The organism is Streptomyces nodosus (genome assembly GCF_008704995.1).
In the GTDB taxonomy this organism is placed as follows: domain Bacteria; phylum Actinomycetota; class Actinomycetes; order Streptomycetales; family Streptomycetaceae; genus Streptomyces; species Streptomyces nodosus.
The window spans coordinates 1,284,477-1,310,771 of record NZ_CP023747.1 but is presented as its reverse complement, the minus strand read 5'-3'; the positions used below and the strand labels follow the sequence as shown (position 1 = coordinate 1,310,771).

Below are 26,295 nucleotides of genomic sequence, written 5' to 3'. Positions count from 1 at the left end.
GGCGGTACGGCCGGGCCGGGACCGATCAGCTCAGCCCGGTCAGGAACTTCTCCCAGGTGTCACGGCTGAACAGCAGGGCGGGTCCGGTCACGTTCTTGGAGTCGCGCACGGCCACCAGCCCGGACCCGTGCCCGGGGCCCGGACGGGCCGTCTCGACGCAGTTGTTCATTCCCGTGCTGCGGCTGCTGCGCACCCAGCGCACACCGTGCAGGGAGGTACTGGAGGGGATGGGGCGAGGCAGAGCTGACATGGTGCCTCCTCAGACGGCGCCGGTCATCGCGGCGATGTAGTCGAATGAGTCCTCGGGGGAGAGAGCGTGGACCTGGAGGGCGCTGAAGGCCTCGATGTAGGCCCAGAGGTCTTCTTTCCGCTCGAGGTAGAGGCTACTCGTCAAATGGTCGAGTACTACCACATCCAGATCGGATCTGCTCGGAAATGAGAAGATAACGAAAGGTCCGGTGAGGCCGATATGCGCTCCCGCGGAGAACGGCAGTACCTGGAGCCGTACCTGGGGAAGCCGGGCCGCCTCCAGGATCCGTCGTAACTGGTGTGCCATGACCTCGGGACCGCCGACCTCGCGGCGCAGCACCGCCTCGTCCAGGACCGCGTTCAGCCTCAGCGGGGGGTCCGCGCGCAGCACGTCCTGGCGGGCCAGCCGCACCTCGACCAGGGTGTCCAGCGCGGCGTCCTCCAGGGTGCCGACGGCGGCCCTGGTCACGGCCCTGGCATAGGCGGGGGTCTGCAGCAGACCGGGCACCACGGAGGTCTCCACGGTGCGTATCCCGCTCGCCTGTGACTCCAGGCTGATGAAGTCACGGTAGGCCGGGGGCAGCACCCCGCGATAGGCGTGCCACCAGTTCTGCCGCCCGCCCCCGTCCTCCGAGCCCGCCAACACCAGTAGCAGGTCCCGCAGTTCGCTGTCCTGGACCTCATAGGCGTCGAGCAGCAGGCCCACATCGGCCGGTTTGACGCCGCTGGCGCCGGTCTCGATCCGGCTCACCTTCGACTGGTGCCAGCCGACGAGGACGGCCGCCTGTCCGCTGGTGAGTCCGGCCCGGGCGCGCAGCGCGCGCAATTCCGCGCCGAGTCTGCGGCGGCGCACCGCTGGTCCGTATTGCATGGCCGGCTCCTCTCCGCACGGCACGCGTTCTTCGGGACCGCTAGAGGATGCTCCTGAAGGCCGCGTAAATACGGTCGGTCGTCGGAGAGTTCACCGCTTCGGGCGACAGATATATGCATATCTCGGGGGATCGCTCCCCATGGGGCCCCGGTGATGGCAATCTGGCGCGCAGCACCAAGTCCGGGACCGTTACTCGAAACCAACCGCTCCGTGTCGGACTTCGGTCCCGTGGGAAAGGGACGGCATCGCCATGGCAGACCATCAGGAAGCGTCCGTCACTCTGCCGAGCGATCCCGCCTCGGTCTCGGCCGCCCGTACCTATGTCTCGGGTGTCCTCGCCGAATGGGGCCTGCCGGGCGACGCGGACGTCGTCGACACCGTGCGCCTGATCGTGTCCGAGCTCGCCACCAACGCCGTGCAGCACACCCTCGGGCTGTCCCCCACCTTCAGGGTCGACGTCGCGCTCGACCGGGACGAGTTACTGCGTATCGGGGTCACCGACAGCCATCCGCGTTTCCCCAGACGCCTGCCCGCGGCCGTGCAGCAGGACAACGGCCGCGGCATGGTGATCATCCGCTGGCTGGCCGCGGAGTACGGCGGCAGCCTGAGCGTCCGGCGCACCCGCGAGGGTGGCAAGACCGTCGCCATCGAACTGCCGTGGGTCGCCCCGGTGCGGCCGGTCACGGCGGGCGGACAACAGGGGGCCTGAAGCGGCACCCGGTTCATGTCGTACGTCCCGTGCGGCAGGAGTCAGTCCCGTATGGCAGGGGTCACCGGCGGTCGGTGGTCCGACGGGTCGTCGACCGGCTGTTCCCGGCCCGCAGCACGCTCCGGCGGCGGGGTGGCGGCGCGCCGGGCCGCCACCCCGCCGGACGGATCAGCTGACCCGTCCGTACCACACGCTCTTGGTCCAGATCTTCTGGAGCCTGACCACGTCCCCGGTCTTCGGGGAGTGCCAGATCTTGCCCTTCCCGGCATAGATGCCGACGTGGTAGACGCTGCGGCCCGAGTGGAAGAACACCAGGTCACCGGCCTTGCGCTTGGAGGCGGAGACATGGTGCGTCTTGTTGTACTGGGCCGCGGCCGTACGGGGCAGGTGCTTGCCCGCCTTCTTGTAGGCGTACAGCGTGAGCCCCGAGCAGTCGAAGCGGCGGGGTCCGGTGGCACCGTACTGGTAGGGCGCCCCCTTCTTGGACGCCGCGATCCGCAGTGCCTTCGCCGCCATGGGCGCGGCGGCGGCGTCGGTGGCGAGACCGGGTACCGCGATGCTGCCGCCGACGGCGGCGAGGGTGAGGGCCGAGGCGGTGCCGGCCCGGGTCAGCAGCGACGGGACACGATTGAGCGCAGTCATGCGCAACCCTTCGTCAGCCGCCTGTGAAGGATGACCTGTCGGATTCGGGCTGGCGAAGTAGCCCGGCCGCTCGCGCGGCTTCACCCCAAGGACCGGCCGGATCTCTCCGGCGGCCCGACTTGCTGGGTCCTCCACTCCTGCCGATCCACTCCTGTCGACCTGTCATCCGGGTGGCGGCAGGACTCGGCGTCCGCCCGGACCGCCCCGCCGCGGTGGCGGGGGCTTGTCGTCAGCAACGGATCTTCACCCATGGCTGTGGGAAAATCACAATGGAATCGGTGGTTTGTGGTGTTCCTCACCACCCACCCGTTCGGCTGGACAGGCCTCCGTTCGGGGGGTTTTGAGGGGGTGCATGAGCCCCGGACCTGCGCGGGAGCGTCGGTTCCTGATCGGGTCCTGGCGTGCTGCGCGGCGTTTCCCGCACCTCGGACGGAGGAACCGCTACGCCGACCGTGGGTAGCCCGTTTGGTCCGTTTCGGCCGGGGCGGGCGGTCGTCGCCCGATCTCCGGCGTGGCCCGGCCGGTTCACGGCAACGGACGGACCCCGGCGGAACCACGACTTCCCGTCAGTCCGGCCCCGGAGGCACCCTCACGCGGGACGAGCGGCGCTCGCCGTCGAGGACCCGGAGGGCTCGGGCGAGGGTGGCGCCGTGCAGTTCGTTCTCCCCGCGCCGGTGCATCAGGGTCAGCGCCTCGCGCAGCTCCGTCGCCCTGCTGACCAGGGCCTGGGCGGCTCGCAGTCCGCGGTAGGTGTCCCCCGAGTGCACGGGGTTGATCCGGCCGAGCAGGTCCACCACCTCCAGATAGCGGTCGATCAGCTCGCCCTCCGCGCGCGTCAACGCCGGCAGCGGGGGTGGTTCCGGTGGCAGCATCGGCGGCTCACCTCGCGCCGGGTGCGGTGTTGGACGCCTTGCGGCTCGGGATGATGCCGTCGATCAGCCCGTACCTCACCGCCGCCGGTGCGTCCAGGATGGTGTCCCGCTCGATGTCGGCGGCGATCCGCTCGGGGCTCTGCCCGGTGTGCCGGACGAGCATCTCCTCCAGGTTCTCCCGGGTCCGGGCCAACTCCGCCGCCTGGATGGCCAGATCGCTGGCCTGCCCCTGGACGGGTTCCGTCAGGGCCGGCTGGCGGATCAGCACCCGTGCCCCCGGCAGCGCGAACCGCTTGCCCGGTGTGCCCCCGGCGAGCAGCACCGCCGCGGTGGACGCGGCCTGGCCGAGGCAGACCGTCTCCACGTCGCAGCCGACGTAGCGCATGGTGTCGTAGACGGCGGTCATGGCGCTGAAGGAGCCGCCGGGGGAGTTGATGTACAGCGAGATGTCCCGGTCCGGGGCCAGATATTCCAGGTGCATGAACTGTGCCATCACATCGTTCGCCGAGGTGTCGTCGACGGGTGTCCCCAGGAACACGATCCGCTCGTCCAGCAGCTTGGAGTACGGGTCGAGGGTCCGCTGCCCGTAGCCGGTGTGTTCGGTGAGCTCGGGCAGGACATGGCGGGCGGACGGTCGATTCATGGCATGCGCCTCCTTGGGAATCGCTCCTATAAAAAATGTACAGGATGTACGTTCCATTGGCGCGGGGAACCGCCGGTCTAAGCTGGAGCACATGGCCTACGAGATTTCGGTGACGCACGCCAGGGCTGAGCTCGCCGACCTGATCAACCGCGTGGTGTACGGCGGCGAGCGGGTCGTCGTGACGCGGCACGGCAAGCCCCTCGTCGCCCTGGTCTCCGCCGCGGACCTCGAGCGGCTCGCCGAGCTGGACGCCGCCCAGGAGCAGGTGATCAGCTCGGTCTCCGGCGTCCATGAGGCCCCTTCGGTCCAGCCCGGGCGACACCGCTTCGGTATCGCGGCCGAGCATCGGGGGCCCGACGCGTCCTGACGGGCTCGCGTCCGATCCGACCGGTTCGGGGCACGTGTTGATCGCTGTGAAGTCGGCTGATGCTGCACTATGCCTGATGCGTTTATAGGACTATTTGTGCTGAATGAGGAATCCGTCGGCATTTCGTAACAGGCGGTGCTTTTCGGGGATTTGGGGGCGTCGAAGGGGGAGGATCGACGTGTCCCCGGGCAAACCGGTCCGGGAAGTGACGGGGCGAAAGTCCCGGCTCGTACGGAAAGGCCTGAACGTGATCAACGGATTGAAGAGGGCTGCGGCCCTGGGCGCGGCGACGGTGGCCCTGGCCGCGGGTGCGGTCGTCGGCACGGTCGGCACCGCCTCGGCCGCGCCGCACGACCACCATGTGCCGGCGGCGTCGCAGCACCACCGTGCACCGGCGGGGTCGCAGTACCACCACGCGCCGGCGGGGTCGCGGTACCACCACGCTCCGGTGGGGCGCCAGTACCACCACACGCCGGTGCCGCGTCGCTGCACATGGGTGCCGGGCCGTTGGGACCGTCAGTGGCACCCGGAGTACCGGGACCGGAACCACCACAGGCACGCCGGTTACTGGACCCGCGTCTGGCGCCCGGCCCACCAGGAGTGCCGCCGCTGACCCCGAAGCCGCCGCCGGCGTCCGCCGGTTGGAGCGGCGACGATCCGACCGGGCCCCGGTACGTCTTTTCCAGGCGTGCCGGGGCTCGGTCGTGACGGCGAATCGGAGCGCCTGACGCTCGGGGAGCCACCACACGGCACGTGCACCACTGCGCAGAACATCGGTACAGCCGGAAGACGATCGAGGTGTCGGAAAAGGTGCGCCGTACCTGCCCCGCTCAACGGGCAGGGGTGTACCGGTTATCGGATTGGCAAAGAAAGTCAAGTTCCCCCTGTTCTCAGGGACCTCACAGCCGCAAGGATCCCCGTACCAATCGCAACGATGTACGGGGAGGTCCCTCTTGAGGGGAATCAGACCGACGCGACGGACGACCGCGCTCGGCGCCGCGGGGGTGCTGGTCACGGCGACCCTGATAGCCGGCGCCGTGGCGGCGCCGTCGGCCACCGCCGACTCGGGCCAGGGCAAGAACCAGGAGGCCCGCGGTGTGGCGGTCGCCGCGGAACGGGCCGCCAAGAAGGGGATCGACTGGCAGGACTGCCCGGCCGACTGGGGGCTGGTGAAGCCCATCCAGTGCGGCTGGGTCAGCGTCCCGCTCGACTACGCGCACCCGGACGGCAAGCAGCTCAAGCTGGCCGTCGACCGCATCGGGAACACGGGAACCAAGCAGGAGCGCCAGGGCGCCCTCGTCTACAACCCGGGTGGCCCCGGCGGCTCCGGCCTCCGCTTCCCGACCCGGGTCACCAACAAGAGCGCGGTCTGGGCCAACGTGGCGAAGGCGTACGAGTTCGTCGGCTTCGACCCGCGCGGTGTCGGCCACTCGGCGCCCATCTCCTGCCAGGACCCGCAGGAGTTCGTGCAGGCGCCCAAGGCGGACCCGGTCCCGGGTTCCGAGGCCGACAAGCTCGCCCAGCGCAAGCTCGCCCGTGCCTACGCGGAGGGCTGCGCCCGGCGCACCGGCCGGGCGATGCTGGAGCAGATGACCACGCCGAACACCGCGCGGGACCTGGACGTCATCCGTGCCGCCCTCGGCGAGAAGAAGATCAACTACCTGGGCGTCTCGTACGGCACCTACCTCGGCGCCGTCTACGGCACCCTCTTCCCGGACCACGTCCGCCGCATGGTCGTCGACAGCGTCGTCAACCCGTCGCGGGACAAGATCTGGTACCAGGCCAACCTCGACCAGGACGTCGCCTTCGACGGCCGCTGGAAGGACTGGGAGGACTGGGTCGCCGCCAACGACGCCACCTTCCACCTGGGCACCACCCGGGCCGCGGTGGAGGCCAAGTGGCTCGAACTGCGCGCCGCCGCGAAGAAGAAGCCGCTCGGTGGAGTGGTCGGCCCGAACGAGCTGATCGGGTTCTTCCAGAGCGCCCCGTACTACGACTCCTCCTGGGCGCCGGTCGCCACCGTCTTCAGCCGGTACGTCGCCGGGGACACCCAGGCGCTGATCGACGCGGCCTCCCCCGACCCGTCGGACACGGCGGGCAACATCTCCGAGGAGAACGGCAACGCCGTCTACACGGCCGTCGAGTGCACCGACGCCAAGTGGCCCACGAACTGGCAGACCTGGGACCGGGACAACACCCGACTCCACAAGGACTACCCGTTCATGACCTGGGCCAACGCATGGATGAACCTGCCGTGCGCCACCTGGCCGGTCAAGCAGGGGACGCCGCTGAACGTCAAGACCGGCAAGGGCCTGCCCGCCGTACTGATCGTGCAGTCCACGCGTGACGCCGCGACGCCCTTCCCCGGCGCGGTCGAACTGCACAAGCGCTTCAAGGGCTCCCGCCTGATCATCGAGAAGGACGCCGGCTCCCACGGTGTGACCAGCCTGGTCAACCCCTGCATCAACGACCGGGTGGACACCTATCTGCTGACCGGCAGGACGGACGCGGCCGATGTGACGTGCGCACCGCACGCCACGCCCAAGCCGTAGCCACCGATCCACAGCACCACAGGGGCGGCCGGATGCCCGGCCGCCCCTGTCGTCGTCCGTCTCAACTCAACGGCAGGCGGGGGAGTCTGCGGGCCCTGTCGGTCTGCTGCCCGGCCTCCTCCGCCTTGACGTCCGCCGCATACCGGTCGACGTACTCCTGCCCGGAGAGCGACAGCACGGCGTACATGATCTCGTCGGTGACCGCGCGCAGCACGGCCTTCTCCTTCTCCATGCCGGCGTAGCGGGAGAACTCCAGGGGCTCGCCGAAGCGGATGACCACCGGGCGGACCCGGGGGAGTACCTGGCCCGGCGGCTGGGCCTCGAAGGTGCCGATCATCGCGCAGGGGATCACCGGGACCCCGGCCTCGAGCGCCAGCACCGCGACGCCCACCTTGCCCCTGTAGAGGCGGCCGTCGGGGGAGCGGGTGCCCTCCGGATAGATCCCGAGCAGTTCGCCTTTGCGCAGTACGCCGAGGCCCTCGCGGATCGCGGCCTGTCCGGCGTCCTTGCTGGAGCGGTCCACCGGGATCTGGCCGGCGTTGCGGAAGAACGCGGCGGTGAGACGGCCCTTGAGGCCCGGCCCGGTGAAGTACTCGGCCTTGGCGAGGAAGGTGATGCGCCGCTTGAGGATCGCGGGCATCAGAAAGTGGTCCGCGAAGGAGAGATGGTTGCCGGCGATGATCGCCGGTCCGTGCGCGGGTACCCGCGCGAGGCCTTCGATGCGCGGCCGGAAGACCAGTCTCAGCCAGGGGCCGAGCACGATGTGCTTGAGCAGCTGGTAGAACAAGGCGCTCCTCACTCCGACGGATCGGCCGGGCCGCCGCGTTCCGCTGCCGCGGCAGTACGTCTGGCGGAGTGTCAGGGAGGCCTGGTGCGCAAAGCGCCGTGTGCGGTCCGCGGGGGTGGACCGCACACGGCGAGGCGAAGCGGTTCTGCGGAAGCGGTGCTCACAGGTAGTCGTCGTCTCCCTGCTCGGGTGCGGTCTCGTCGTCCGCCCGGCGGCCGCCCCGCTGCTGCTCCTGTCGACGCAGACGGTCCTGGCGCTCCTGTTCCTCGGCACCGAGGGTTTCCTCTGTCATGTCCCTGAGGTGGCCTGATGCATCCGCATACGGGTCACGTCCCCGGTCGGTCATATCGGCTCACTCCTCGACGGTGAGAGAGGCGAAGCTCCCCTCTCGATCAGCGTGGCACGAGTCGCATTCCCCTGCATATCGGAACGCCCGGAGGTCGCAGTGGTGATCCGGGGGCCGGTGGCCGGCGATGTCGTACGAAGGCCCCGGCGAGGCCGACCCCTGGTGTTTCCCCTGGTGCGGTACCCTCCGCGCCGGAGGTGGCCAGGCATGGCGGTACAGGTGGCGGTGTGCGGACCGGCTCGGTGCGGTGAGCCGGAGCGGGCTCTCGCCCATGAGCTGGGCCGATTGCTCGCGGAGCGGGGAGCCGTGGTGATCTGCGGCGGGCACGGCGGGGTGATGGCCGCGGTGGCGGCGGGCGCCCGTTCCCGCGGCGGGCTGGTCGTCGGGGTGCTGCCGGGGCCCGACCGCTCCGGTGCCGGGCCGGATCTCAGCGTGGCGATCGCCACCGGGCTCGGACAGGCGCGCAACAGTGTGATCGTCCACAGCGGGGACGCCGTCATCGTGGTCGGCGGCTCCTGGGGCACGCTGTCGGAACTGGCCCTCGCGGTGCGCCGGGGCGGTGTGCCGGTGGTCCGGCTCGGCGACGGCTGGCGGCCCGTGGACGCCCGCGGCCAGGAGCCGCCGGGGATCCTCCATGCGCTCACCCCCACCGAGGCCCTGGACCTCACGGGCCTGTGGCCGTCGACCCCGACCGGAACCACCGCACCGGACCCGAGCTGACCGGGGACGCGCACGATCCGGGACGGGCGGTCCCCGGGGTGTCGTCGGCCGGGTGAGGCTGTGCGGGCGGGGCCACCGTATCGGGGGTGGTGTGGCCGGGGATTCCCGTGATCCGGGACGGCTGGGCTCCACGGGGTGTCGCCCGGCGGTGACGGCCGGGCCCGTCGCGGGGCGGGCCCGGCCCCGTCGCAGTTCGTCGGAGCGGGGCCCGGTCCCCGGCCGGGAGTGGCCGGGGACCGGGCCCCGGCCGGTCAGGCCGTCAGGGTCTTCTCCAGTGCGCCCAGTGCCGAGCGGAGCTCCTCCTCCGTGATCGTCAGCGGCGGGGCCAGCCGGATCGTCGAGCCGTGGGTGTCCTTGACCAGGACCCCCTCCCGCATCAGCCGCTCACTGATCTCGCGGCCCGTGCCGATCTCGGGGTCCACATCCACGCCCGCCCACAGCCCGCGCGAGCGGAAGCCCAGCACGCCCCGGCCGAGGAGCGCCGTGAGCCCCTCCCGCAGCACCACGCCCAGCTCGGCGGCCCTGCGCTGGAACTCGCCCGTCTCCAGCAGCTCCACCACCGCCGAACCGACCGCCGCGGCCAGCGGGTTGCCGCCGAACGTCGAGCCGTGCTCGCCGGGCCGCAGCACACCGAGGACCTCCCGGCGCGCGACCACCGCGGACACCGGTACGATCCCGCCGCCCAGCGCCTTGCCGAGCAGCAGGACGTCCGGCACGACCTCCTCGTGCTCCACGGCCAGGGTGCGGCCGGTGCGGCCCAGGCCCGACTGGATCTCGTCCGCGATGAACAGGCATCCCGCACGACGGGTGAGGTCGCGGACCCCGCCGAGATAGCCCTCGTCCGGGATGACCACACCGGCCTCGCCCTGGATGGGCTCGATCAGCACGGCCGCGGTGGTCTCGTCGACCGCCGCTTCCAGCGCGGCCAGATCGTTGTACGGGACCACCCGGAAGCCCGGGGTGAACGGGCCGAAGCCCGAGCGGGCCGTCTCGTCGGTGGAGAAGCTGACGATCGTCGTCGTACGGCCGTGGAAGTTGCCGTCGGCCACCACGATCGTCGCCCGGTCGGCCGGGACGCCCTTGACCTCGTAGGCCCATTTGCGGGCCACCTTGACGGCGCTCTCCACCGCCTCCGCGCCCGTGTTCATCGGCAGCACCATGTCCAGGCCCGTCAGGGCGGCCAGGGACTCGGCGAACCGGGCCAGCCGGTCGTTGTGGAAGGCGCGGGAGGTCAGGGTCAGCCGGTCCAGCTGGCGGTGGGCCGCCTCGATCAGCACCGGGTTGCGGTGCCCGAAGTTGAGGGCGGAGTAGCCGGCGAGCATATCGAGGTACCGGCGGCCCTCGACGTCCTCCACCCAGGTGCCCTCGGCCCGGGCGACCACCACGGGCAGCGGATGGTAGTTGTGCGCGAGGACCGGCTCCTCGGCACGGATCAGTTCGTCGGACGAACGCGCAAGGGCGGGTGAGGTCATGAACGGATCTCCTGGGTGCAGCACTTGATGCCTCCGCCTGCCTTGTGGAACTCGGAGAGGTCGACGGGGACGGGAACATATCCGCGGTGGGCGAGCTGTTCGGTGAGCGCGGTCGCGCCCGGCGCGACGAAGACATGCCGTCCGTCGGAGACGGAGTTGAGGCCGAAGGCCAGGGCGTCCGCGCGGGTGGCGAGCACGGCGTCCGGGTACAGCCGCGCCAGCACCTCACGGCTGCCCGGCGAGAACGCCTCCGGGTAGTACGCGACGGTGTCCTCGTCGAGCACGAACAGCGCGGTGTCCAGATGGTAGAAGTACGGGTCGACCAGCTGGAGGCCGATCACCGGGACGCCGAAGAACTCCTGCACCTCGCGGTGCGCCTGGGGCGTCGTACGGAATCCGGTGCCGGCCAGGACGTACCGTCCCGTCGGGACCAGGTCGCCCTCGCCCTCGCACACCGACTCGGGGCGGTACACATCGAAGCCCGCCGTCTTGAACCAGGTGTCGTAGGCGGTGGACTCGGGGCGGCGCTGCTCGGCGTGGAAGAGCGAGCCGAAGACACGGCCCTCCAGGACCAGCGCGGAGTTGGCCGCGAAGACCATGTCCGGAAGTCCGGCCACGGGCTCCACGCTCTCCACGGTGTGACCATGGGAACGATAGGCCTCGATCAGGGTTCGCCACTGATCGCGGGCGAGATCGACATCGACCTGTGTGTCGGGATGCATCCAGGGGTTGATCGCATACTGCACGGCGAAGTGTCTGGGTTCGCAGACAAGGAATCGCCGGGCTCGCGGTACACGGCGCTCAGGCACAGAGAGGGTCCTCCGCTTCCTGCGATGTGTCGCTAGGGGTGACACAACGGTAGGAAGACAGGGAGACCTCCGACAAGCGACAAAAGCTGCGCGTGTGCGCAGGATCGTTGCGTTGTGAGGCCGCTCAGCGCATGTCCGGTGCGTGACCCGGAGTGTCCTTGGGTGCGGGCTGGCTGGCGCCCGCTTCCGGACTTTCCGGGAGAAGATGGGACAGCACCATATAGCTGATCGTCTTCCGGATGAACGGCTCGGTGCGGATGCGCTCCAGCACCTCCTCGAAGTGCTCCACATCCGTCGCCCGCACATGCAGCAGCGCGTCCGCGCCCCCGGTGACCGTCATCGCCGCGCTGATCTCCGGATGGTTGCGCACCACCTCCGCCAGCCGCCGGGGCGGCGCCGCGCCGTCGCAGTACACCTCCACATACGCCTCCGTGCGCCAGCCGAGCGCCGACGGCTTCACCGTGGCCGTGAACCCGGTGATCACCCCCGCCTCGCGCAGCCGGTCCACCCGGCGCTTCACCGCGGTCGCCGACAGCCCGATCGCCGCGCCGATCTCCGCGAAACTGCTCCGCGCGTTCGCCGTGAGCGCCGTGATGATCTTACGGTCGAGTCCGTCGAACACGGGCGGCCTGCTGCTCATGGGGGCACTGTATGCCCAGAGCGGGGCGCCCGCCGTGCTCAGCGCGTACGTCCGGCTGCGCGCATGTCCGTCGCACGCACAGGACACCGCTCCTTCACCCGCGCTCATGTGTCGGACACCCCCTAGACTCCACGTTCATGCTGCGTGCCCTCGCCGTCGACGACGAACGCCCTTCCCTCGAAGAGCTTCTGTACCTGCTCAACGCGGACCCCCGCATCGGCAGTGTGGAGGGCGCGGGCGACGCGACCGAGGCGCTGCGCCGCATCAACCGCGCCCTGGAGTCCGGGCCGGACGGCCCCGACGCCGTCGACGTCGTCTTCCTCGACATCCATATGCCCGGACTCGACGGCCTGGAGATGGCCCGGCTGCTGACCGGCTTCGCCCGGCCGCCGCTCGTCGTGTTCGTCACCGCCCACGAGGGCTTCGCCGTACAGGCCTTCGACCTCAAGGCCGTCGACTACGTCCTCAAACCGGTACGGCGGGAGAGGCTCGCGGAGGCCGTGCGGCGCGCCGCCCAACTGCGGGAGAGCGCGGCGCGGATACCCGTGCACGAACCCGACCCCGGCCACATCACCGTCGAACTCGGCGGTGTGACACGGTTCGTGCCCGTCGAGGACATCACCCATGTGGAGGCGCAGGGCGACTACGCCCGGATGCACACCGCCCAGGGCAGCCATCTCGTCCGGATCCCGCTGTCCACCCTGGAGGAACGCTGGCGCTCGCGCGGGTTCGTCCGTATCCACCGTCGCCATCTCGTCGCCCTGCGCCATATCGACGAACTCCGCCTGGACGCGGGCTCGGTGAGCGTCCTCGTCGGCCCCGTCGAACTCCAGGTCAGCCGGCGGCACGCCCGTGAGCTGCGGGACCTGTTGATGCACCGGACCACGGGCCGGTGAGGTCGGCGTGCCTCAGGACCCCGCCGAACGCCGTGTCGTCGTCACCGGGCCGCCCCGCCGGGTCCGCCGCACCTCCGGCTACTACCGGCCGCGCACGGAGATAGAGGAGCAGACCACCCTGGGCCACACCTATGTCCGCTCCCTGATGCGCAGTCAGCTGAGGGCGGCGCTGCTGGTGTTCACGGTGCTGGTGCTGCTGGTGGGCCCCCTGCCCCTGGTCTTCGCCACCACGAGTGACGCCGGACTGAAGTGGGCCGTGCTGGGCTTCGGCGTCTACCCGCCGCTGGTTCTCCTCGCCCGCTGGTACGTACGCCGCGCCGAGCGCAACGAGAAGGACTTCGTCCGTCTCGTCGAGGACCGCTGAGGCGCCGCCGTGAACCCGAACTACGCCGTTCCCGCGGTCGCCCTCGTCGTCCTGGCGACCGTCCTGGTGGGCGCCTTCGGGCTGCGGATCTCCCGCACCACCTCCGACTTCTATGTCGCCTCCCGCACCGTGGGCCCCCGCCTCAACGCGGCCGCGATCAGCGGCGAATACCTCTCCGCAGCCTCCTTCCTGGGTATCGCGGGACTCGTCCTGGTCCAGGGTCCCGACATGCTCTGGTACCCGGTCGGCTACACCGCCGGCTATCTGGTGCTGCTGCTGTTCGTCGCCGCACCCCTGCGCCGCTCCGGCGCCTACACCCTCCCCGACTTCGCCGAGGCCCGGCTCGCCTCGCAGCAGGTGCGCAGGCTCGCCGGCACCTTCGTCGTCGGGGTCGGCTGGCTGTATCTGCTGCCCCAGCTCCAGGGCGCCGGGCTCACCCTGGCCGTGCTGACCGGTGCGCCCGCCGCGCTCGGCGGGGTCATCGTGGCGGTCGTGGTGGTCGCCACCGTCGCCGCCGGCGGCATGCGCAGCATCACCTTCGTCCAGGCCTTCCAGTACTGGCTCAAACTCACCGCCCTGCTGGTGCCCGCGCTCTTCCTGGTCCTGGCCTGGCAGGGCGACGGCGCACCCCGCGCCCCCCTCTCGGAACCGCCGGCCTTCCGTGACCACCGTGTCGTACGGATCGGCGACAGCGTCGATCTGCGACTGTCCCGGCCGCTCGAGGTGACGGTCACCGGCACGGTCGACGGCAGACACCACTCGGGGCAGCGGCTGGACCTCGCCCCCGGCGTCCACCATGTCGAGCACGGCACCCGGCTGACCTTCGACCAGGGCGCCCCCGTGCCCGTCGCCGATCGCGGCAGCAACGGCGGCATGTCCACCTCGCTGGCCTCCGGGCGCGCCGAACGCCCGCTGTACGCCACCTACGGGCTGATCCTCGCCACCTTCCTCGGCACCATGGGGCTGCCGCATGTCGTCGTCCGCTTCTACACCAGCCCCCATGGCGTCGCGGCCCGCCGCACCACCGTCGCCGTGCTCGGGCTGATCGGCGCCTTCTATCTGCTGCCGCCCGTCTACGGGGCGCTGGGCCGGCTCTACGCCCCCGAACTCACCCTCACCGGGGACGCCGACGCCGCCGTGCTGCTGCTGCCCGACCGCATGATCGGCGGTGTCGGCGGGGACCTGCTGGGCGCGCTGGTGGCGGGCGGGGCCTTCGCCGCGTTCCTGTCCACGGCCTCCGGGGTGACCATGGCGGTGGCCGGGGTGCTCACCCAGGACGTGCTGCCGTCGCGGGGCGTACGGCACTTCCGGCTCGGCACCCTGCTCGCCATGGTGGTGCCGCTGGCGGCCAGCGTCCTGGTGGGCGGGCTCCCGGTGGCCGACGCGGTGGGCCTGGCGTTCGCCGTGTCCGCCTCCTCCTTCTGCCCGCTGCTGGTGCTGGGCATCTGGTGGCGGCGGCTGACCCCGCCCGGAGCGGCCGCGGGCATGCTCACCGGGGGCGGTTCGGCGTTCGGCGCCGTGGCGGCGACCATGGCCGGCTACCCCGGCACCGGCACCCTGCACGCCCTGCTCGCCTGGCCCGCCCTCTGGTCGGTGCCGCTGGGCTTCCTCACCATGGTGCTGGTGTCCCTGGCCACCCCGCGGCGGGTGCCGGCCGGCACGGCGGCGATCCTCGCCCGGTTCCATCTGCCCGAGGAACTGCGGACGGAGACGACGGCATGAGCGGCTTCCTGGCGGGCCTGTGCGTGGCCGTGCTCCCCCTGCTGGCCGCCGGGTTCTGGATCGGCCGGCGCACCGCGCGCCCGGAGAACCTCGGCGGTCTCGGCACCCCGGTCGAACACGCCACCTTCCAGACCCTGCACACCGCCTCCCTGGCCGCGCCACCGCTGCGCGCCGGGCTCACCGGGGAGACGGCCCGCAGGTCGGCACGGAGGCTGCGCAGTCTGCTGGGCACCGACGCGCTCTGTCTGACCGACCGGGAGACCGTGCTGGCCTGGGACGGGGCGGGGGAGCACCACCGCGCGGAGGTGCTGGAACGGCTCGCCGGGCCCCTGGAGACCGGCCGGGGCGAGGCCTTCCGGCTGCGGTGCGAGGAGCCGGACTGTCCGCTGCGCTGGGCCGTCGTCGCCCCGCTCACCGTCGACGACCGGGTGCACGGGGCCCTGGTGGCCTGCGCGCCCCGCGAGTCCGCCGTGCTGGTCCGGGCCGCCGGTGAGGTGGCTCGCTGGGTCTCCGTGCAGCTGGAGCTGGCGGACCTCGACCAGTCCCGCACCCGGCTGATCGAGGCCGAGATCAAGGCGCTGCGCGCCCAGATCTCCCCGCACTTCATCTTCAACTCGCTCGCCGTGATCGCCTCGTTCGTGCGGACCGACCCCGAGCGGGCCCGTGAACTCCTCCTGGAGTTCGCCGACTTCACCCGCTACTCGTTCCGCAGACACGGCGACTTCACCACGCTCGCCGACGAACTCCACGCCATCGACCACTATCTGGCCCTGGTCCGGGCCCGCTTCGGCGACCGGCTCTCCGTCACCCTGCAGATAGCACCCGAGGTGCTGCCGGTCGCCCTGCCCTTCCTCTGCCTCCAGCCGCTCGTGGAGAACGCCGTCAAACACGGACTGGAGGGCACCGCCGACAAGCGCCACATCAGCATCACCGCCCAGGACGCGGGGGCCGAGGCGCTGGTCGTCATCGAGGACGACGGCGCGGGCATGGACCCCGGGCTGCTGCGCCGGATCCTCGCCGGAGAGGTCAGCCCGTCGGGCGGCATCGGGCTGTCCAATGTGGACGACCGGCTCCGCCAGGTCTACGGCGACGACCACGGCCTGGTCATCGAGACCGCGGTCGGCGCCGGCATGAAGATCACCGCCCGGCTGCCGAAGTACCAGCCAGGGGTGCACTCGGCGGGACGGCTGTCCTAGGGGCTGGTCTCAGTGGTCCCGGGTGAGCACCATGGCGAGCGTGAGCAGGCCGAGCACGACCCAGCCGAACCACAGCCAGCCGCTGCTGCCCAGCGCCACCGTGTAGGCCGTCACCGCGACGAGCCCACCCACGGTGAGCACCCCCATCGTCTTCGTGGAACCCGGCATCGCGACACCCTCCTCGTGGCTCGTCCTCCCAGGTCCCGTGCACCTCCCGGGCGCGGACCGCGTCCGACGGGCAGGGCCTTCGTCCCGACGAGGGTAGTGTCCGGGAGCGGCCCCGTGAACAGGGCCGCCACCGGCCGGGTGTCCCCGTGGTGCGCCAGGATTCAGTTGCTGCGGGCGTTGAGCGAGGCCAGATAGGCGTTGTACGCCTCCAGCTCCTTGTCGCCGTCCCGGTCGGCGGCACGGTCCTTCCGCTTGGCCTGCCGCTGCTCGGAGCCGTGCCACTGGAAGAGCAGCGCCAGCAGCACCAGCACGGACGGGATCTCACTGAACGCCCAGGCGATGCCGCCCGCCGCGGACTGGTCCGTCAGGGGGTCGACGCCGAGCGAGGCCGGCGGGTGCAGATAGGTGCCGATCATCGGTGTGGACGCCATCATCAGCGCGATACCGAAGAAGGCGTGGAAGGGCATGCCCGCGAACAGCTCCAGCATCCGCATCAGATGACCGGGGCGGTGCGGTCCCGGGTCCACGCCCATGATCGGCCAGAAGAACGACAGGCCGACGGCGAGGAAGTGCACCATCATCACGATGTGCCCGGTCCTGGACTCCATCAGGAAGTCGAACAGCGGGGTGAAGTAGAGACCGTAGAGGCTCGCGATGAACATCGGGATGGTGAACACCGGGTGGGTGATCACCTGCATATAGCGGCTGTGCAGCAGCATCAGCAGCAGTTCCCGCGGCCCCCGGCGGCCGCGGCCCGCGGTCGGCAGCGCACGCAGCGCCAGGGTGATCGGCGCGCCGAGCAGGATCAGGATCGGCGACAGCATGCTGATCACCATGTGCTGCACCATGTGCACGCTGAACATGACCATGCCGTAGTCGTTCAGCTTGGTGCACATCACCAGCATCACCGTGAGCACACCGATGACATAGGCGACCGTGCGGCCCACCGGCCACTTGTCGCCGCGGCGCACCAGCCGGGCGACCCCCCATCCGTACAGGACCAGTCCGGCCACGCAGGCCACGAGGAAGAAGGGGTCCGTGGACCATTCGAGACCCCGCCCCAGCGTGAACGGCGGCAGATCCATGGTCATGCCGTGCCCGCTGTGATCCATCCGCCGGCTCCTGTTTCATGGGGGTTGTGCGCCGTCTGTCCGGACCAGACTAGAACCGCCCCCGGTCGCGTCTGCGACCGGGGGCGGCTGCTTCGTCCGGTGTCGGACCGGTCCCGTGTCACAGGACGCAGTCGGCCTCGGCGTACCGCTCCGGGGGCACCGTCTTCAGCGTCTGCACCGCGTCCGCCAGCGGAACCGTCACGATGTCGGTGCCGCGCAGCGCGGTCATCCGGCCGAACTCGCCGCGGTGCACGGCCTCCACGGCGTGCCAGCCGAAGCGGGTGGCCAGCACCCGGTCGTACGCCGTCGGGGTGCCGCCGCGCTGGACGTGCCCGAGGATCACCGGACGCGCCTCCTTGCCGAGCCGCCGTTCCAGTTCCAGGGAGAGCTGGCGGGCGATGCCGGCGAAGCGCTCGTGGCCGTAGATGTCCTTGCCGCCCTCGTCGAAGTCCATGGTGCCCGGCCTGGGCTTGGCACCCTCGGCGGCCACGACGATCGCGAACCGCTTCCCGGCGGAGAACCGCTCGCCGACCCGCGCCGCCAACTCCTCGATGTCGAAGGGGCGTTCCGGCACCACGATGGCATGGGCGCCGGCGGCCGTGCCGGAGTGCAGCGCGATCCAGCCGGTGTGGCGGCCCATGACCTCCACGATCAGCACCCGCTGGTGGGACTCGGCGGTCGTCTTGAGCCGGTCCAGCGCCTCGGTGGCCACGCCCACGGCCGTGTCGAAGCCGAAGGTGACGTCGGTGACGGCGATGTCGTTGTCGATGGTCTTGGGCACGCCGACGATCGGCAGGCCGTGGTCCGCCAGCAGTCGGGCCGCCTTGAGCGTGCCCTCACCGCCGATCGGGATGATGCCGTCGAGACCGAGCTCCTCGACATGGCCCCGGGCCCGCTCCACGCCGTCCCGCAGATGCTCGGGACGGACCCGGGACGAGCCGAGGACGGTGCCGCCGCGAGCCAGGATGCCGCTCACCGCGTCGAGGTCGAGCTTGAGGTAGTCGCACTCCAGGAGGCCCTTCCAGCCGTCCCGGAAGCCGATGACCTCGTCGCCGTGGTCGGCGACGGCACGGTGTACGACGGACCGGATGACGGCGTTCAGGCCGGGGCAGTCGCCGCCGGACGTGAGGACACCAATGCGCATAGCCCGAGATACCTTCTTGACGTGGGCCGGGGACCGGACCGCGCTGTCCGGCTCGATCACTGCCACCCTACCGGCGACCGGGGGTGGTGCCACACCGCGCGTCCGCCTGCTGGACGCCCCCGCTCAGCTGTGCGCAGGGCCCGTCAGACGGGCCCAGCGGCGCCCCGGGCGGCCGACCGGAGCACCGGCCGGCCGCCCGGGGCGCCACAGTACTAAGAGGGCTGCTGGGCGGACGCGATGCGCTCGGTGCGCAGCGCCTCGTACCACTGGTCGTCGGTCGGCGGAAGCGCGTTCACATCGAGCGCCAGCTTCAGCAGCAGATCGGCGATCAGCGGGTTGCGGGCGAGCACGGGCCCGTGCATGTAGGTGCCGAACACCGTGTCGTTGTACGCGCCCTCGGTGCCGTCGCCCGTGCCGTTGCCCCGGCCGAGCTTCACCTGGGCGAAGGGGCGGGCGGACGGGCCCAGGTGGGTCACGCCCTGGTGGTTCTCGAAGCCGGTGAGCGCGGGCAGGCCCAGGCGCGCGTCGATGTCCGCGAGGACGTCGCCGACGCAACGCTCGCCCTCACCGCGCACCGAGACCACATCGAGCAGTCCGAGGCCGGGCTCGCGCTCACCGAGGTCGTTGACGAACTCATGGCCCAGGATCTGGTAGCCGGCGCAGACCGAGAAGACGATCGCACCGTTCTCGACGGCCCGGTGCAGACCGCCGTCACGGCGCAGCCGCTCGGCCGCGAGCCGCTGCGGACGGTCCTCGCCGCCGCCGATCAGATAGATGTCGCCGGAGGTGGGGATCGGCTGGTCGCTGCGGACGTCCAGGCGGGCCACGTCGAGGCCGCGCTGGCGGGCCCGGCGCTCCACGACCAGCGCATTGCCCTGGTCGCCGTAGGTGCTCAGCAGGTCCGGGTAGATCCACACCAGCCGCAGGCTGTTGTCACTCATCGATGATCGTCCTTCGGGGTCAGTTGCCGACGCGGCGGCGCAGGTCCTGGAACGCGGTGTAGTTCGCGATGACCTCGATCCGGCCCGGCGGGGCGAGCTGGACGGCCTCGTCGAGGGTCTCGCAGACCTGGAAGGACTGGTTGGCGACCTCCAGACGCACGGCGAGGTCCAGCTTCCGGTCGCCGAGGACGAAGATCGGGTGCCCGGTCAGCCGCGTGTAGTCGACGTCCCACAGCCAGGAGGTGTCGGTGCCGTCCGCGCCGCGCGCGTTCACCGAGAGGATCACCGGGGTCGGCGGCGGGTCGATCAGCGAGAACGTCTCCAGCCAGCCGGCCGGGTTCTTCGCCAGCAGCAGACGCAGGTCGCGCTCCTTGAACTGGACCACGTCATAGCGTCCCGCCACGGCCTGCACCTGGTACATCCGCTCCAGGGCCACCTGCGGGGGCACCCCGAACACGGCGGCGACCGCGGCCGAGCTGGCGGCGTTGGCCTTGTTGGCGCGGCCCGGCAGCTGGAGGTGGATGGGCCAGGCGGAGCCGTGCGGGTCCAGGACATGGTCGCCGGAGAGCGCCCATGACGGGGTCGGCCGGCGGAATCCGCACTCGCCGCAGAACCAGTCGTCGCCGGGGCGCTGCATCACACCGCCGCAGGACGGGCACGACCAGGCGTCGTCCTTCCACATCTGCCCGGCTGCGACCCAGATCACATTGGGCGAGGAGGACGCGGCCCACACCACCAGCGGGTCGTCCGCGTTGGCCACGATCACGGCCTTGGTGCCGGACAGACCCTCACGCCAGTTCTCGGCGAGCATCCGGGTCTCGGCGGCGCGGTCGAGCTGGTCGCGGGAGAGGTTGAGCAGCGCGATGCACTTCGGGTCGGTGTCCCGGGCGACGCCGGCGAGGTACTTCTCGTCCACCTCGATCACACCGAACTTGGCCTCGGAGCCGCCGGCCAGCGCCGAGGTGATGCCGGCGGGCATATTGGCGCCGAGCGCGTTGGACACCACCGGGCCCGCGGCGCCCAGCGCCTCGGCGATCAGCCGGGTGGTCGTGGTCTTTCCGTTGGTCGCCGAGACCAGGGTCACGTCCAGGTTCTGGGCGAGCCGGGCGAGCAGATCGGGGTCGAGTTTGAGTGCCACCCGGCCGCCGATCACTGATCCGCTGCCGCGTCCCGCGGCCCGTGATGCCGCAGCGACCGCCTTGCCCGCGGTCACGGCCAGCTTGGCCCGTGGCGTCAGCGGGTCCGAGTTGCCTGCCATCAGTTCTCGATCCTCCTTGCGTACGGCGCCGCGCCCTGTCCCGGCAACGTGTGGACCTCAGCCTATCGAGATCCGCTCAGCTGCCCGAATCGTGTCACCACTGCGGTGCTTGCGCGGCATGGAGGACCGTACCCTTGCCACCATGCGAAGAGCCTCCATCCCGGGCACCCGAGGGCGCGTCCGGCCTGTCACCCTGCTCGGCGAGAGCGTGCTGCAGACGCCGTGTGCGCAGGTCACCGACTTCGGTCCCGAACTGGCCCGGCTGGTGGAGGACATGTTCGCCACCATGTACGCCGCCCGGGGCGTGGGGCTGGCGGCGAACCAGATCGGTGAGCCGCTGCGGGTGTTCGTGTACGACTGCCCGGACGACGAGGAGGTCCGCCATCTGGGGCATGTGGTGAACCCACGGCTGGTGGCGGCGGACGGTGTGGTGCTGCGCGGCCCCGAGGGATGCCTCTCCCTACCGGGCCTGGAGGCGGGGACGGAACGGTACGACCGCGCGGTCGTCGAGGGGTTCACGGTGGACGGCGAGCCGGTGACGGTGGAGGGCACCGGGTGGTTCGCCCGGTGTCTGCAGCACGAGTGCGACCACCTCGACGGGGGTCTGTACGTGGACCGGCTCAGCGGCCGGCGGCAGCGCCGGGTGATGCGGCGGTGGAGCCGCAGAAAGCCCTGAACCGGGGCGTGGCGACGGGACGTCGCCCCCCGGGCCGGTCCGGCCGCGGCAGGACGGCCGGACACGACGTACGCTCTCAGAACCCGGGGCTCCCCACCCGGTCCCCGGCGACGGCCAGCCGCCCCCACAGCAGGTCCGCCAGGCTCCGCACCAACTCCGCCCGTGAGCAGGGCCGGTCGCCCAGCCACCAGTCGCCGGCCGCGTGCATCATGCCGACGATGCCATGTCCCCACACCCGGGCGAGCTGATGGCTGCCCGGGCCGAGCTCCAGCCGGTCCTCGATGACCTGAGCCAGTTCCTCGCCCATCCGGCGCAGCAGCGGGATGGCGTGCCGGCCCGTGTCGAAGCCCTGGTCGTGCTGTGAACCGCCCTCGGCCGGATGCATCAGGAAGCGATAGACCTGGGGCCGTGCCTCGATCGCCGCGAGGTAGGTGTCCAGGGTGGACTCGACCCGCTGCCGGCGCTCGGCCGGGGCGTCCAGCGCCGCCCGCAGCGAGTCGAGCAGCGCGTCGGTGTGGCGCTTGGCGAGCGCGGCGTACAGACCGCCCTTGTCGCCGAAGTGACGGTAGAGGATCGGCTTGGTGATGCCGGCCTCGGCGGCGATGGCGTTCATCGAGGCCCCGGGGCCGTCGCGCAGCACCACTCGGTCGGCGGCCTCCAGCAGCTCTCGCCGGCGGCGGTCGGCGGACCGCTGCTGATCGGTCCGCTGTGTGGTGTCCATGTGTTCTCCCACCCCTGCTCTGTCGGTGACGCCTGCGCAAACTAACACTGAAGGTCGGGCCGGTATCGAACGAGCTGCCGACCTCTGCCGCGCCGATCAGGGAGTTGACTTTCCGGCTTGCGGTGACGGACCGTGTTACCGCAAGTAACATCATAGTGCGGTGCTGGAGGGGACATGGCCGAGTTCACCATGGAGCTCAACGACGAACAGAAGGAGGTCCGCGACTGGCTGCACGGTTTCGCCGCCGATGTGATCCGCCCCGCGGCCGCCGAATGGGACGAGCGTGAGGAGACTCCCTGGCCGGTCATCCAGGAGGCCGCGAAGCTCGGCATCTACTCCCTGGACTTCTACGCCCAGCAGTACTTCGACCCCACCGGGCTCGGAATACCCCTGACCATGGAGGAGTTGTTCTGGGGCGACGCGGGCATCGCGCTGTCCATCGTCGGAACCGGGCTCGCCGCCGTCGGCGTCCTCGCCAACGGCACCGACGAGCAGATCGGCACCTGGATCCCCCAGATGTACGGCGACCCCCAGGACGTCAAGGTGGCCGCCTTCTGCTCCTCCGAACCCGACGCCGGTTCCGATGTGGCCGCCCTGCGCACCCGCGCCGTGTACGACGAGGCCGGGGACGAGTGGATGATCAACGGCACCAAGACCTGGGCGACCAACGGCGGCATCGCGGGCGTCCATGTCGTGGTGGCCGCCGTGGACCCCGAGCTCGGCCCCAGGGGCCATGCCTCCTTCATCGTCCCCCCGAACACCCCGGGCCTGTCCCAGGGGCAGAAGTTCCGCAAGCACGGCATCCGCGCCTCGCACACCGCCGAGGTGGTCCTCGACGACGTCCGGGTCCCCGGCTCCTGTCTGCTCGGCGGCAAGGAGAAGCTGGACGAACGGCTGGCCCGGGCCCGGGAGCGGGCGAGGACCGCCGGCCCGGGGGAGCGGGTGAAGAACGCGGCCATGGCCACCTTCGAGGCCTCCCGCCCGGCCGTGGGCGCGATGGCCGTGGGGACCGCCCGCGCCGCGTACGAGGTGGCCCTCGACTACGCCGGGACCCGGGAGCAGTTCGGACGACCGATCATCGACAACCAGGGCGTCGCCTTCCAGCTCGCGGACATGCGCACCCGGATCGACGCGGCGCGGCTGCTGGTGTGGCGGGCCTCCTGGATGGCGGTCAACGGCAGGCCGTTCACCGCGGCCGAGGGGTCGATGTCCAAGCTGTTCGCCAGCGAGACCGCCAAGGAGGTCACGGCCCAGGCGATACAGATCCTCGGGGGCAACGGCTACACCCGTGAGTACCCGGTGGAGCGGATGCACCGTGACGCGGCGATTTATACGATCTTCGAAGGCACCAGCGAGATCCAGCGGCTGGTGATCGCCCGTACGCTGTCGGGAATGCCCATCCGCTAGTGCCGCGAGGCAGCGCTCGTGGGAGGCGCCCGGGCCTTTCCGACGTCACGCAGATCCGTCGGAAAGGCCCGGGCGCCGCGCGGCACTACCGGTGCTTCAGCGGCGTCAGCTGCTCGATGTCGTACCGCCTGCGCAGCTCCTCGATCGCCGCGAGGTCCGGCGGGCCCCCGTTGCCCAGGATCTCCAGCAGTTCCTCGAAGTAGCGTTCGTGGTCCGGGGGCGGGGACGCCTGGAAGAACATCTTCGCCGGGGTCTCCGTCGGGTTGGCGAACGCGTGCGGGCAGCCGGGCGGTACGACGATGACCGTGCCCGGGGTCGCCCGCACCACCCGGGTGCCCGAGCGGGACTCCCACTTCTGCCAGTGGTCCGGGGTCCGGATGCGCGGCTCGAAGGCGAGCACGTCCAACTCGCCCTCCAGCACATAGAACAACTCCTCGCTGCGCGTGTGCACATGGGCGCCCACATCGAACCCCGGCGGTACCAGCACCTCGAAGGTGGACGCCATGCGCGAGTGGGAGCCGGTCACCTTGAACGTCACATGCTGGGCCGGGGTCTGAACCACCCGCCCGTGCCCCGGCGGGACGAACAGCCCTTCGACCGCCGTCCTTTCCTCGTCCGCCGCCCCGTCGGTCGCCGCCATGCCGTGAGCCGTCATCGGTCGCTCACCACATCACGGGCAGGGCTTCGGGCCCGCGGATCAACGCGCCCTTCCGGAAGGGAACCTGGTCCGGCTCCACGGACAGACGCAGCCCGGGCACCCGGTCGAGGAGGGCGTCCACCATCAGCTCGGACTCCAGCCGCGCCAGCATCCCGCCCGGGCAGTAGTGCGGGCCGAAACCGAACGCCACATGGGAGTTCGGGTAGCGCTCGACGTCGATCGTCTCCGGGTCGGGGAAGACCCCCGGGTCACGGTTGGCGGCCAGATACGACACATAGACCGCGTCGCCCGCCCGGATCCGCACCCCCTGGATCTCGACGTCCTCCAGGGCGATCCTGGACAGCCCCACCGCGTTGCGGTGCGGGAGGTAGCGCAGCAGCTCGTCGATGGCCTGCCGCCGGATCTCCGGCTCGGCCCGCAGCCGCTCGGCCAGCTCCGGGCGGGTCAGCAGGAGGTAGAACATCTGCCCGCTGTTGTTGGTGACCGCCTCCCCGCCGATCTGCAGCAGCACGGCGAGCCCCACCGCCTCGTCGAGCGTCACCTCGCCCAGGCCCAGCGCCCCGCCGAGCAGCGAGGTGACGTCCTCTCCCGCGCTGCCCTCGCGGCGGCCGATGAGGTCGGCGAAGTACGCGCCCATCTCGTCCTTGGCCTCCTCGGAGACCTTCGCCCCGTGCGAGGAGGACAGGATCAGCTGGGTCCAGGCGTGCATCTTCTGCCGGTCGGTGGCCGGGACCCCCATCAGCTCGCAGATCACGGCGATGGGGAAGGGGCTGAGCACCGAGGCGACCAGGTCCGCGGGCGGCCCGTCCTGGAGGAGTTCGTCGACGAGTTCGTCGAGCATCCGCCGCGCCCGGTCGCGCACCCGCTCCACGCCGCGTGCCGTGAAGGCCGTCGCGACCGCGCGACGCAGCCGGGTGTGGTCGGGCGGGTCCAGGAAGCCGACCGCGCCGGGCTGCGGGATGAAGTGCGGAGCGAGCCGGGTGACCTGCTGCTCCATGACCGCCGCACGGCTGAAGCGGGGGTCGTTCGCGACCGTCCGCACATCGTCGTGGCGGGTCACCAGCCAGGCCCAGCCCTCACCGTTGGGCAGCTTGATCCGGGTGACCGGGCCCTCGCGCATCAACTGCGCGAGGAACGGGTCGAAGTCCACGCCGGCCAGGTCCGTGACCGGCCATTCGCGCACCGGCGGCATGCAGTCGGTGATCGTTTCCTCGGCCATCTCACACCGCCTCACGGTCCGTGTCGGTGGTCATCGCTTGCTTCCGTTCCCGGATATCTGCCAGCGCCCCAGGGACATCTCCGCCGTGATGCCCGGCCCGAAGCCGGCCAGCATCCCGCGCGCCTCGTGCTCGGCGCCGCCCGCCTCGAACAGCCGGCGCAGCGCGTCCAGGACGACGGCGCTCGCGATGTTGCCGTACTCGGTGAGCGTGGCCCGGCTGAACCGGAAGGCCTCCGGCGGCACCCGCAGAAACTTGCTCAGATCGTCCAGGATCCGTGGGCCGCCCGCGTGGATGATGTAGAAGTCCAGCTCGGAGGCGTCCCATCGGTGCTGCCGTGCCAGCTCCTGGAGGGCCGGGGCGAGCGGCTCCATCGTGGCCGGCACCCGCTTGTCCAGCAGGAAGTGGAATCCGGTGGCCCGGACGTCGTAGGCGATCCACTCCTCGGTCTTGGGGATCAGATACGAGCCGTTGCGTTCCAGCTTGACGCCGGTGCCGCCCCGGCCGCGGACGACCGCCGCCGCCACCCCGTCGCCGAACAGGCCGTTGGACAGCAGCGAGCCGACGCCCAGGTCGGTGGGCTGGTAGCACAGCGAGCAGAACTCACAGGCCACGATCAGCGCGTTGGCGTCCGGGTAGGCCGTGCAGAAGTCGTGCGCCCGGTTGATGGCCGCACCGCCCGCCGCGCAGCCCAGCTGGGCGATGGGCAGCTGCCGGGTGTCGGTCTCGAAGTCCATGGTGTTGATCAGCCACGCGGTCAGCGAGGGCATCATGAACCCGGTGCACGACACATAGATGATCACGTCGATGTCGGTGCTGAGCAGCTCGGCGTCGTCCAGCGCCTGCTGTACGACCGCGGGGACACGGGCCTTCGCCTCGGCCTCGTAGAGGTCGTTGCGCTCCTCGAAGCCGGGGTGCTTCAGGGTCTCCTCGATGGGCTGCACGATGTGCCGGGTGCGGACCCCGGTGTTCTCGATCAGTCGCAGGGCCAGCGGGAGTTGAGGGTGATCCGGGTGGCGGGAGCGCGCCAGTTCGAGCGTGTCCTCCATCGTGATCACATGTTCGGGGACGTGGACCGCGGGTCTGCACAGAGTCGCCATGGAGCGCGCCTTCTTTCGCCTTGGCTCAGGACCGTC

The 26,295-nt window shown here is 70.9% G+C and carries 29 protein-coding genes, 1 pseudogene and 1 riboswitch; of the genes and pseudogenes, 11 read left to right on the top strand and 19 right to left on the bottom strand.

Annotated elements, in window-relative coordinates:
* Positions 1-25: 25 nt before the first annotated feature.
* Together CP978_RS05890 and CP978_RS05885 are read right to left on the bottom strand one after the other, a co-directional pair.
* Positions 26-250: a DUF397 domain-containing protein gene (locus tag CP978_RS05890; RefSeq protein WP_043438143.1), complete on the bottom strand. Its 225-nt coding sequence runs from the start codon at positions 248-250 to the stop codon at positions 26-28.
* A gap of 9 nt (positions 251-259) precedes the next feature.
* On the bottom strand, positions 260-1,120 hold the full coding sequence (locus CP978_RS05885; RefSeq protein WP_043438141.1) for a helix-turn-helix domain-containing protein: 861 nt from the start codon (positions 1,118-1,120) through the stop codon (positions 260-262).
* Positions 1,121-1,370: 250 nt separating this feature from the next.
* Between CP978_RS05885 and CP978_RS05880 the strand changes: the two genes are divergently transcribed.
* The gene (locus tag CP978_RS05880) at positions 1,371-1,829 is read left to right on the top strand and encodes an ATP-binding protein (protein WP_043438139.1); all 459 of its coding nucleotides are present in this window, start codon (positions 1,371-1,373) and stop codon (positions 1,827-1,829) included.
* Between the two features lie 168 nt (positions 1,830-1,997).
* On the opposite strand, the gene CP978_RS05875 is transcribed toward CP978_RS05880, so the two are convergent.
* From CP978_RS05875 to CP978_RS05865, 3 genes are all read right to left on the bottom strand, one after another.
* Positions 1,998-2,471: a C40 family peptidase gene (locus CP978_RS05875; RefSeq protein ID WP_043438136.1), complete on the bottom strand. Its 474-nt coding sequence runs from the start codon at positions 2,469-2,471 to the stop codon at positions 1,998-2,000.
* A 3-nt stretch (positions 2,472-2,474) separates the two neighbouring features.
* A riboswitch (cyclic di-AMP (ydaO/yuaA leader) is annotated at positions 2,475-2,638 on the bottom strand.
* Positions 2,639-3,037: 399 nt separating this feature from the next.
* Positions 3,038-3,343 (bottom strand): hypothetical protein, encoded by a 306-nt coding sequence (locus CP978_RS05870; protein ID WP_043438134.1) that lies wholly within the window; start codon positions 3,341-3,343, stop codon positions 3,038-3,040.
* A 7-nt stretch (positions 3,344-3,350) separates the two neighbouring features.
* Positions 3,351-3,986, bottom strand: coding sequence for an ATP-dependent Clp protease proteolytic subunit (locus CP978_RS05865; protein ID WP_043438133.1), 636 nt, complete (start codon positions 3,984-3,986; stop codon positions 3,351-3,353).
* 91 nt (positions 3,987-4,077) lie between these two features.
* On the opposite strand from CP978_RS05865, the gene CP978_RS05860 reads away from it, so the two are divergent.
* From CP978_RS05860 to CP978_RS05850, 3 genes are all read left to right on the top strand, one after another.
* Entirely contained in the window at positions 4,078-4,353 is a 276-nt protein-coding gene (locus tag CP978_RS05860) for a type II toxin-antitoxin system Phd/YefM family antitoxin (RefSeq protein ID WP_043438131.1), read from the top strand.
* Between the two features lie 247 nt (positions 4,354-4,600).
* Positions 4,601-4,966, top strand: coding sequence for a hypothetical protein (locus CP978_RS05855; RefSeq protein ID WP_043438129.1), 366 nt, complete (start codon positions 4,601-4,603; stop codon positions 4,964-4,966).
* A gap of 340 nt (positions 4,967-5,306) precedes the next feature.
* A complete protein-coding gene (locus tag CP978_RS05850) occupies positions 5,307-6,905 on the top strand; it encodes an alpha/beta hydrolase (RefSeq protein ID WP_043438126.1) in 1,599 nt (532 codons plus the stop codon).
* A gap of 61 nt (positions 6,906-6,966) precedes the next feature.
* On the opposite strand, the gene CP978_RS05845 is transcribed toward CP978_RS05850, so the two are convergent.
* Together CP978_RS05845 and CP978_RS36075 are read right to left on the bottom strand one after the other, a co-directional pair.
* Positions 6,967-7,692, bottom strand: coding sequence for a lysophospholipid acyltransferase family protein (locus tag CP978_RS05845; protein WP_043438125.1), 726 nt, complete (start codon positions 7,690-7,692; stop codon positions 6,967-6,969).
* 160 nt (positions 7,693-7,852) lie between these two features.
* On the bottom strand, positions 7,853-7,984 hold the full coding sequence (locus CP978_RS36075; RefSeq protein ID WP_260421114.1) for a hypothetical protein: 132 nt from the start codon (positions 7,982-7,984) through the stop codon (positions 7,853-7,855).
* 261 nt (positions 7,985-8,245) lie between these two features.
* Between CP978_RS36075 and CP978_RS05840 the strand changes: the two genes are divergently transcribed.
* A complete protein-coding gene (locus tag CP978_RS05840; protein WP_079162029.1) occupies positions 8,246-8,758 on the top strand; it encodes a TIGR00725 family protein in 513 nt (170 codons plus the stop codon).
* 251 nt (positions 8,759-9,009) lie between these two features.
* Here the strand turns inward: CP978_RS05840 and rocD are convergent, their stop codons facing one another.
* From rocD to CP978_RS05825, 3 genes are all read right to left on the bottom strand, one after another.
* Positions 9,010-10,230 carry an ornithine--oxo-acid transaminase gene (gene rocD, locus CP978_RS05835; RefSeq protein WP_043438123.1) on the bottom strand — a complete coding sequence of 407 codons (1,221 nt, stop codon included), beginning with the start codon at positions 10,228-10,230 and terminating at the stop codon, positions 9,010-9,012.
* On the bottom strand, positions 10,227-11,039 hold the full coding sequence (ddaH, locus tag CP978_RS05830; RefSeq protein ID WP_043438122.1) for a dimethylargininase: 813 nt from the start codon (positions 11,037-11,039) through the stop codon (positions 10,227-10,229). The genes rocD and ddaH overlap by 4 nt, the downstream gene beginning before the upstream one ends.
* Positions 11,040-11,163: 124 nt before the next feature.
* Entirely contained in the window at positions 11,164-11,679 is a 516-nt protein-coding gene (locus CP978_RS05825) for an Lrp/AsnC family transcriptional regulator (RefSeq protein ID WP_043448227.1), read from the bottom strand.
* A gap of 137 nt (positions 11,680-11,816) precedes the next feature.
* Between CP978_RS05825 and CP978_RS05820 the strand changes: the two genes are divergently transcribed.
* Genes CP978_RS05820 through CP978_RS05805 form a run of 4 tightly spaced genes read left to right on the top strand, consistent with a single transcriptional unit; the run spans position 11,817 to position 15,857 of the window.
* Positions 11,817-12,575, top strand: coding sequence for a LytR/AlgR family response regulator transcription factor (locus CP978_RS05820; RefSeq protein ID WP_043438121.1), 759 nt, complete (start codon positions 11,817-11,819; stop codon positions 12,573-12,575).
* A gap of 7 nt (positions 12,576-12,582) precedes the next feature.
* Positions 12,583-12,939, top strand: coding sequence for a hypothetical protein (locus tag CP978_RS05815; RefSeq protein ID WP_043438120.1), 357 nt, complete (start codon positions 12,583-12,585; stop codon positions 12,937-12,939).
* 9 nt (positions 12,940-12,948) lie between these two features.
* The gene (locus CP978_RS05810) at positions 12,949-14,661 is read left to right on the top strand and encodes a sodium/solute symporter (protein WP_043438118.1); all 1,713 of its coding nucleotides are present in this window, start codon (positions 12,949-12,951) and stop codon (positions 14,659-14,661) included.
* Complete coding sequence (locus tag CP978_RS05805; RefSeq protein ID WP_043438117.1) at positions 14,658-15,857, top strand: sensor histidine kinase; 1,200 nt, start codon at positions 14,658-14,660, stop codon at positions 15,855-15,857. The genes CP978_RS05810 and CP978_RS05805 overlap by 4 nt, the downstream gene beginning before the upstream one ends.
* 9 nt (positions 15,858-15,866) lie before the next feature.
* On the opposite strand, the gene CP978_RS05800 is transcribed toward CP978_RS05805, so the two are convergent.
* The 5 genes from CP978_RS05800 to CP978_RS05780 all read right to left on the bottom strand — a co-directional run bounded on the left by CP978_RS05800 (position 15,867) and on the right by CP978_RS05780 (position 20,480).
* Positions 15,867-16,025, bottom strand: coding sequence for a hypothetical protein (locus tag CP978_RS05800; protein WP_043438116.1), 159 nt, complete (start codon positions 16,023-16,025; stop codon positions 15,867-15,869).
* A 161-nt stretch (positions 16,026-16,186) separates the two neighbouring features.
* Positions 16,187-17,137 carry a cytochrome c oxidase assembly protein gene (locus CP978_RS05795; RefSeq protein ID WP_043438114.1) on the bottom strand — a complete coding sequence of 317 codons (951 nt, stop codon included), beginning with the start codon at positions 17,135-17,137 and terminating at the stop codon, positions 16,187-16,189.
* Positions 17,138-17,255: 118 nt separating this feature from the next.
* The gene (locus CP978_RS05790; RefSeq protein WP_043438112.1) at positions 17,256-18,281 is read right to left on the bottom strand and encodes a 6-phosphofructokinase; all 1,026 of its coding nucleotides are present in this window, start codon (positions 18,279-18,281) and stop codon (positions 17,256-17,258) included.
* Positions 18,282-18,493: 212 nt separating this feature from the next.
* The gene (locus tag CP978_RS05785; protein ID WP_043438110.1) at positions 18,494-19,222 is read right to left on the bottom strand and encodes a type 1 glutamine amidotransferase; all 729 of its coding nucleotides are present in this window, start codon (positions 19,220-19,222) and stop codon (positions 18,494-18,496) included.
* Between the two features lie 19 nt (positions 19,223-19,241).
* Positions 19,242-20,480: a Mur ligase family protein gene (locus tag CP978_RS05780; protein WP_043438109.1), complete on the bottom strand. Its 1,239-nt coding sequence runs from the start codon at positions 20,478-20,480 to the stop codon at positions 19,242-19,244.
* Positions 20,481-20,622: 142 nt separating this feature from the next.
* Here CP978_RS05780 and def point away from each other — a divergent pair, with 142 nt between their 5' ends.
* Positions 20,623-21,156, top strand: a complete 534-nt coding sequence (def, locus tag CP978_RS05775; protein WP_043438107.1) for a peptide deformylase — start codon at positions 20,623-20,625, stop codon at positions 21,154-21,156.
* 76 nt (positions 21,157-21,232) lie between these two features.
* On the opposite strand, the gene CP978_RS05770 is transcribed toward def, so the two are convergent.
* The gene (locus CP978_RS05770) at positions 21,233-21,877 is read right to left on the bottom strand and encodes a TetR/AcrR family transcriptional regulator (RefSeq protein ID WP_043438103.1); all 645 of its coding nucleotides are present in this window, start codon (positions 21,875-21,877) and stop codon (positions 21,233-21,235) included.
* Positions 21,878-22,051: 174 nt separating this feature from the next.
* On the opposite strand from CP978_RS05770, the gene CP978_RS05765 reads away from it, so the two are divergent.
* Positions 22,052-23,284: an acyl-CoA dehydrogenase family protein gene (locus tag CP978_RS05765; RefSeq protein ID WP_043438100.1), complete on the top strand. Its 1,233-nt coding sequence runs from the start codon at positions 22,052-22,054 to the stop codon at positions 23,282-23,284.
* Between the two features lie 85 nt (positions 23,285-23,369).
* Here CP978_RS05765 and CP978_RS05760 read toward each other — a convergent pair whose 3' ends face one another.
* The 3 genes and pseudogenes from CP978_RS05760 to CP978_RS05750 form a co-directional block, all read right to left on the bottom strand.
* Entirely contained in the window at positions 23,370-23,939 is a 570-nt protein-coding gene (locus CP978_RS05760; protein ID WP_079162027.1) for a cupin domain-containing protein, read from the bottom strand.
* 7 nt (positions 23,940-23,946) lie between these two features.
* Complete coding sequence (locus CP978_RS05755) at positions 23,947-25,161, bottom strand: cytochrome P450 (RefSeq protein WP_043438098.1); 1,215 nt, start codon at positions 25,159-25,161, stop codon at positions 23,947-23,949.
* A gap of 30 nt (positions 25,162-25,191) precedes the next feature.
* A pseudogene (locus tag CP978_RS05750) lies at positions 25,192-26,268 on the bottom strand (type III polyketide synthase); the annotation flags it as partial.
* Between the last annotated feature and the right edge of the window lie 27 nt (positions 26,269-26,295).

Bases quoted from the DNA above. Each gene is read 5' to 3' on its own strand.
- CP978_RS05890 (WP_043438143.1), bottom strand. From the start codon at position 250: ATGTCAGCTCTGCCTCGCCCCATCCCCTCCAGTACCTCCCTGCACGGT.
- CP978_RS05885 (WP_043438141.1), bottom strand. From the start codon at position 1,120: ATGCAATACGGACCAGCGGTGCGCCGCCGCAGACTCGGCGCGGAATTG.
- CP978_RS05880 (WP_043438139.1), top strand. From the start codon at position 1,371: ATGGCAGACCATCAGGAAGCGTCCGTCACTCTGCCGAGCGATCCCGCC.
- CP978_RS05875 (WP_043438136.1), bottom strand. From the start codon at position 2,471: ATGACTGCGCTCAATCGTGTCCCGTCGCTGCTGACCCGGGCCGGCACC.
- CP978_RS05870 (WP_043438134.1), bottom strand. From the start codon at position 3,343: ATGCTGCCACCGGAACCACCCCCGCTGCCGGCGTTGACGCGCGCGGAG.
- CP978_RS05865 (WP_043438133.1), bottom strand. From the start codon at position 3,986: ATGAATCGACCGTCCGCCCGCCATGTCCTGCCCGAGCTCACCGAACAC.
- CP978_RS05860 (WP_043438131.1), top strand. From the start codon at position 4,078: ATGGCCTACGAGATTTCGGTGACGCACGCCAGGGCTGAGCTCGCCGAC.
- CP978_RS36075 (WP_260421114.1), bottom strand. From the start codon at position 7,984: ATGACAGAGGAAACCCTCGGTGCCGAGGAACAGGAGCGCCAGGACCGT.
- CP978_RS05840 (WP_079162029.1), top strand. From the start codon at position 8,246: ATGGCGGTACAGGTGGCGGTGTGCGGACCGGCTCGGTGCGGTGAGCCG.
- rocD (WP_043438123.1), bottom strand. From the start codon at position 10,230: ATGACCTCACCCGCCCTTGCGCGTTCGTCCGACGAACTGATCCGTGCC.
- CP978_RS05825 (WP_043448227.1), bottom strand. From the start codon at position 11,679: ATGAGCAGCAGGCCGCCCGTGTTCGACGGACTCGACCGTAAGATCATC.
- CP978_RS05820 (WP_043438121.1), top strand. From the start codon at position 11,817: ATGCTGCGTGCCCTCGCCGTCGACGACGAACGCCCTTCCCTCGAAGAG.
- CP978_RS05805 (WP_043438117.1), top strand. From the start codon at position 14,658: ATGAGCGGCTTCCTGGCGGGCCTGTGCGTGGCCGTGCTCCCCCTGCTG.
- CP978_RS05800 (WP_043438116.1), bottom strand. From the start codon at position 16,025: ATGCCGGGTTCCACGAAGACGATGGGGGTGCTCACCGTGGGTGGGCTC.
- CP978_RS05795 (WP_043438114.1), bottom strand. From the start codon at position 17,137: ATGGATCACAGCGGGCACGGCATGACCATGGATCTGCCGCCGTTCACG.
- CP978_RS05790 (WP_043438112.1), bottom strand. From the start codon at position 18,281: ATGCGCATTGGTGTCCTCACGTCCGGCGGCGACTGCCCCGGCCTGAAC.
- CP978_RS05785 (WP_043438110.1), bottom strand. From the start codon at position 19,222: ATGAGTGACAACAGCCTGCGGCTGGTGTGGATCTACCCGGACCTGCTG.
- CP978_RS05780 (WP_043438109.1), bottom strand. From the start codon at position 20,480: ATGGCAGGCAACTCGGACCCGCTGACGCCACGGGCCAAGCTGGCCGTG.
- def (WP_043438107.1), top strand. From the start codon at position 20,623: ATGCGAAGAGCCTCCATCCCGGGCACCCGAGGGCGCGTCCGGCCTGTC.
- CP978_RS05770 (WP_043438103.1), bottom strand. From the start codon at position 21,877: ATGGACACCACACAGCGGACCGATCAGCAGCGGTCCGCCGACCGCCGC.
- CP978_RS05765 (WP_043438100.1), top strand. From the start codon at position 22,052: ATGGCCGAGTTCACCATGGAGCTCAACGACGAACAGAAGGAGGTCCGC.
- CP978_RS05760 (WP_079162027.1), bottom strand. From the start codon at position 23,939: ATGACGGCTCACGGCATGGCGGCGACCGACGGGGCGGCGGACGAGGAA.
- CP978_RS05755 (WP_043438098.1), bottom strand. From the start codon at position 25,161: ATGGCCGAGGAAACGATCACCGACTGCATGCCGCCGGTGCGCGAATGG.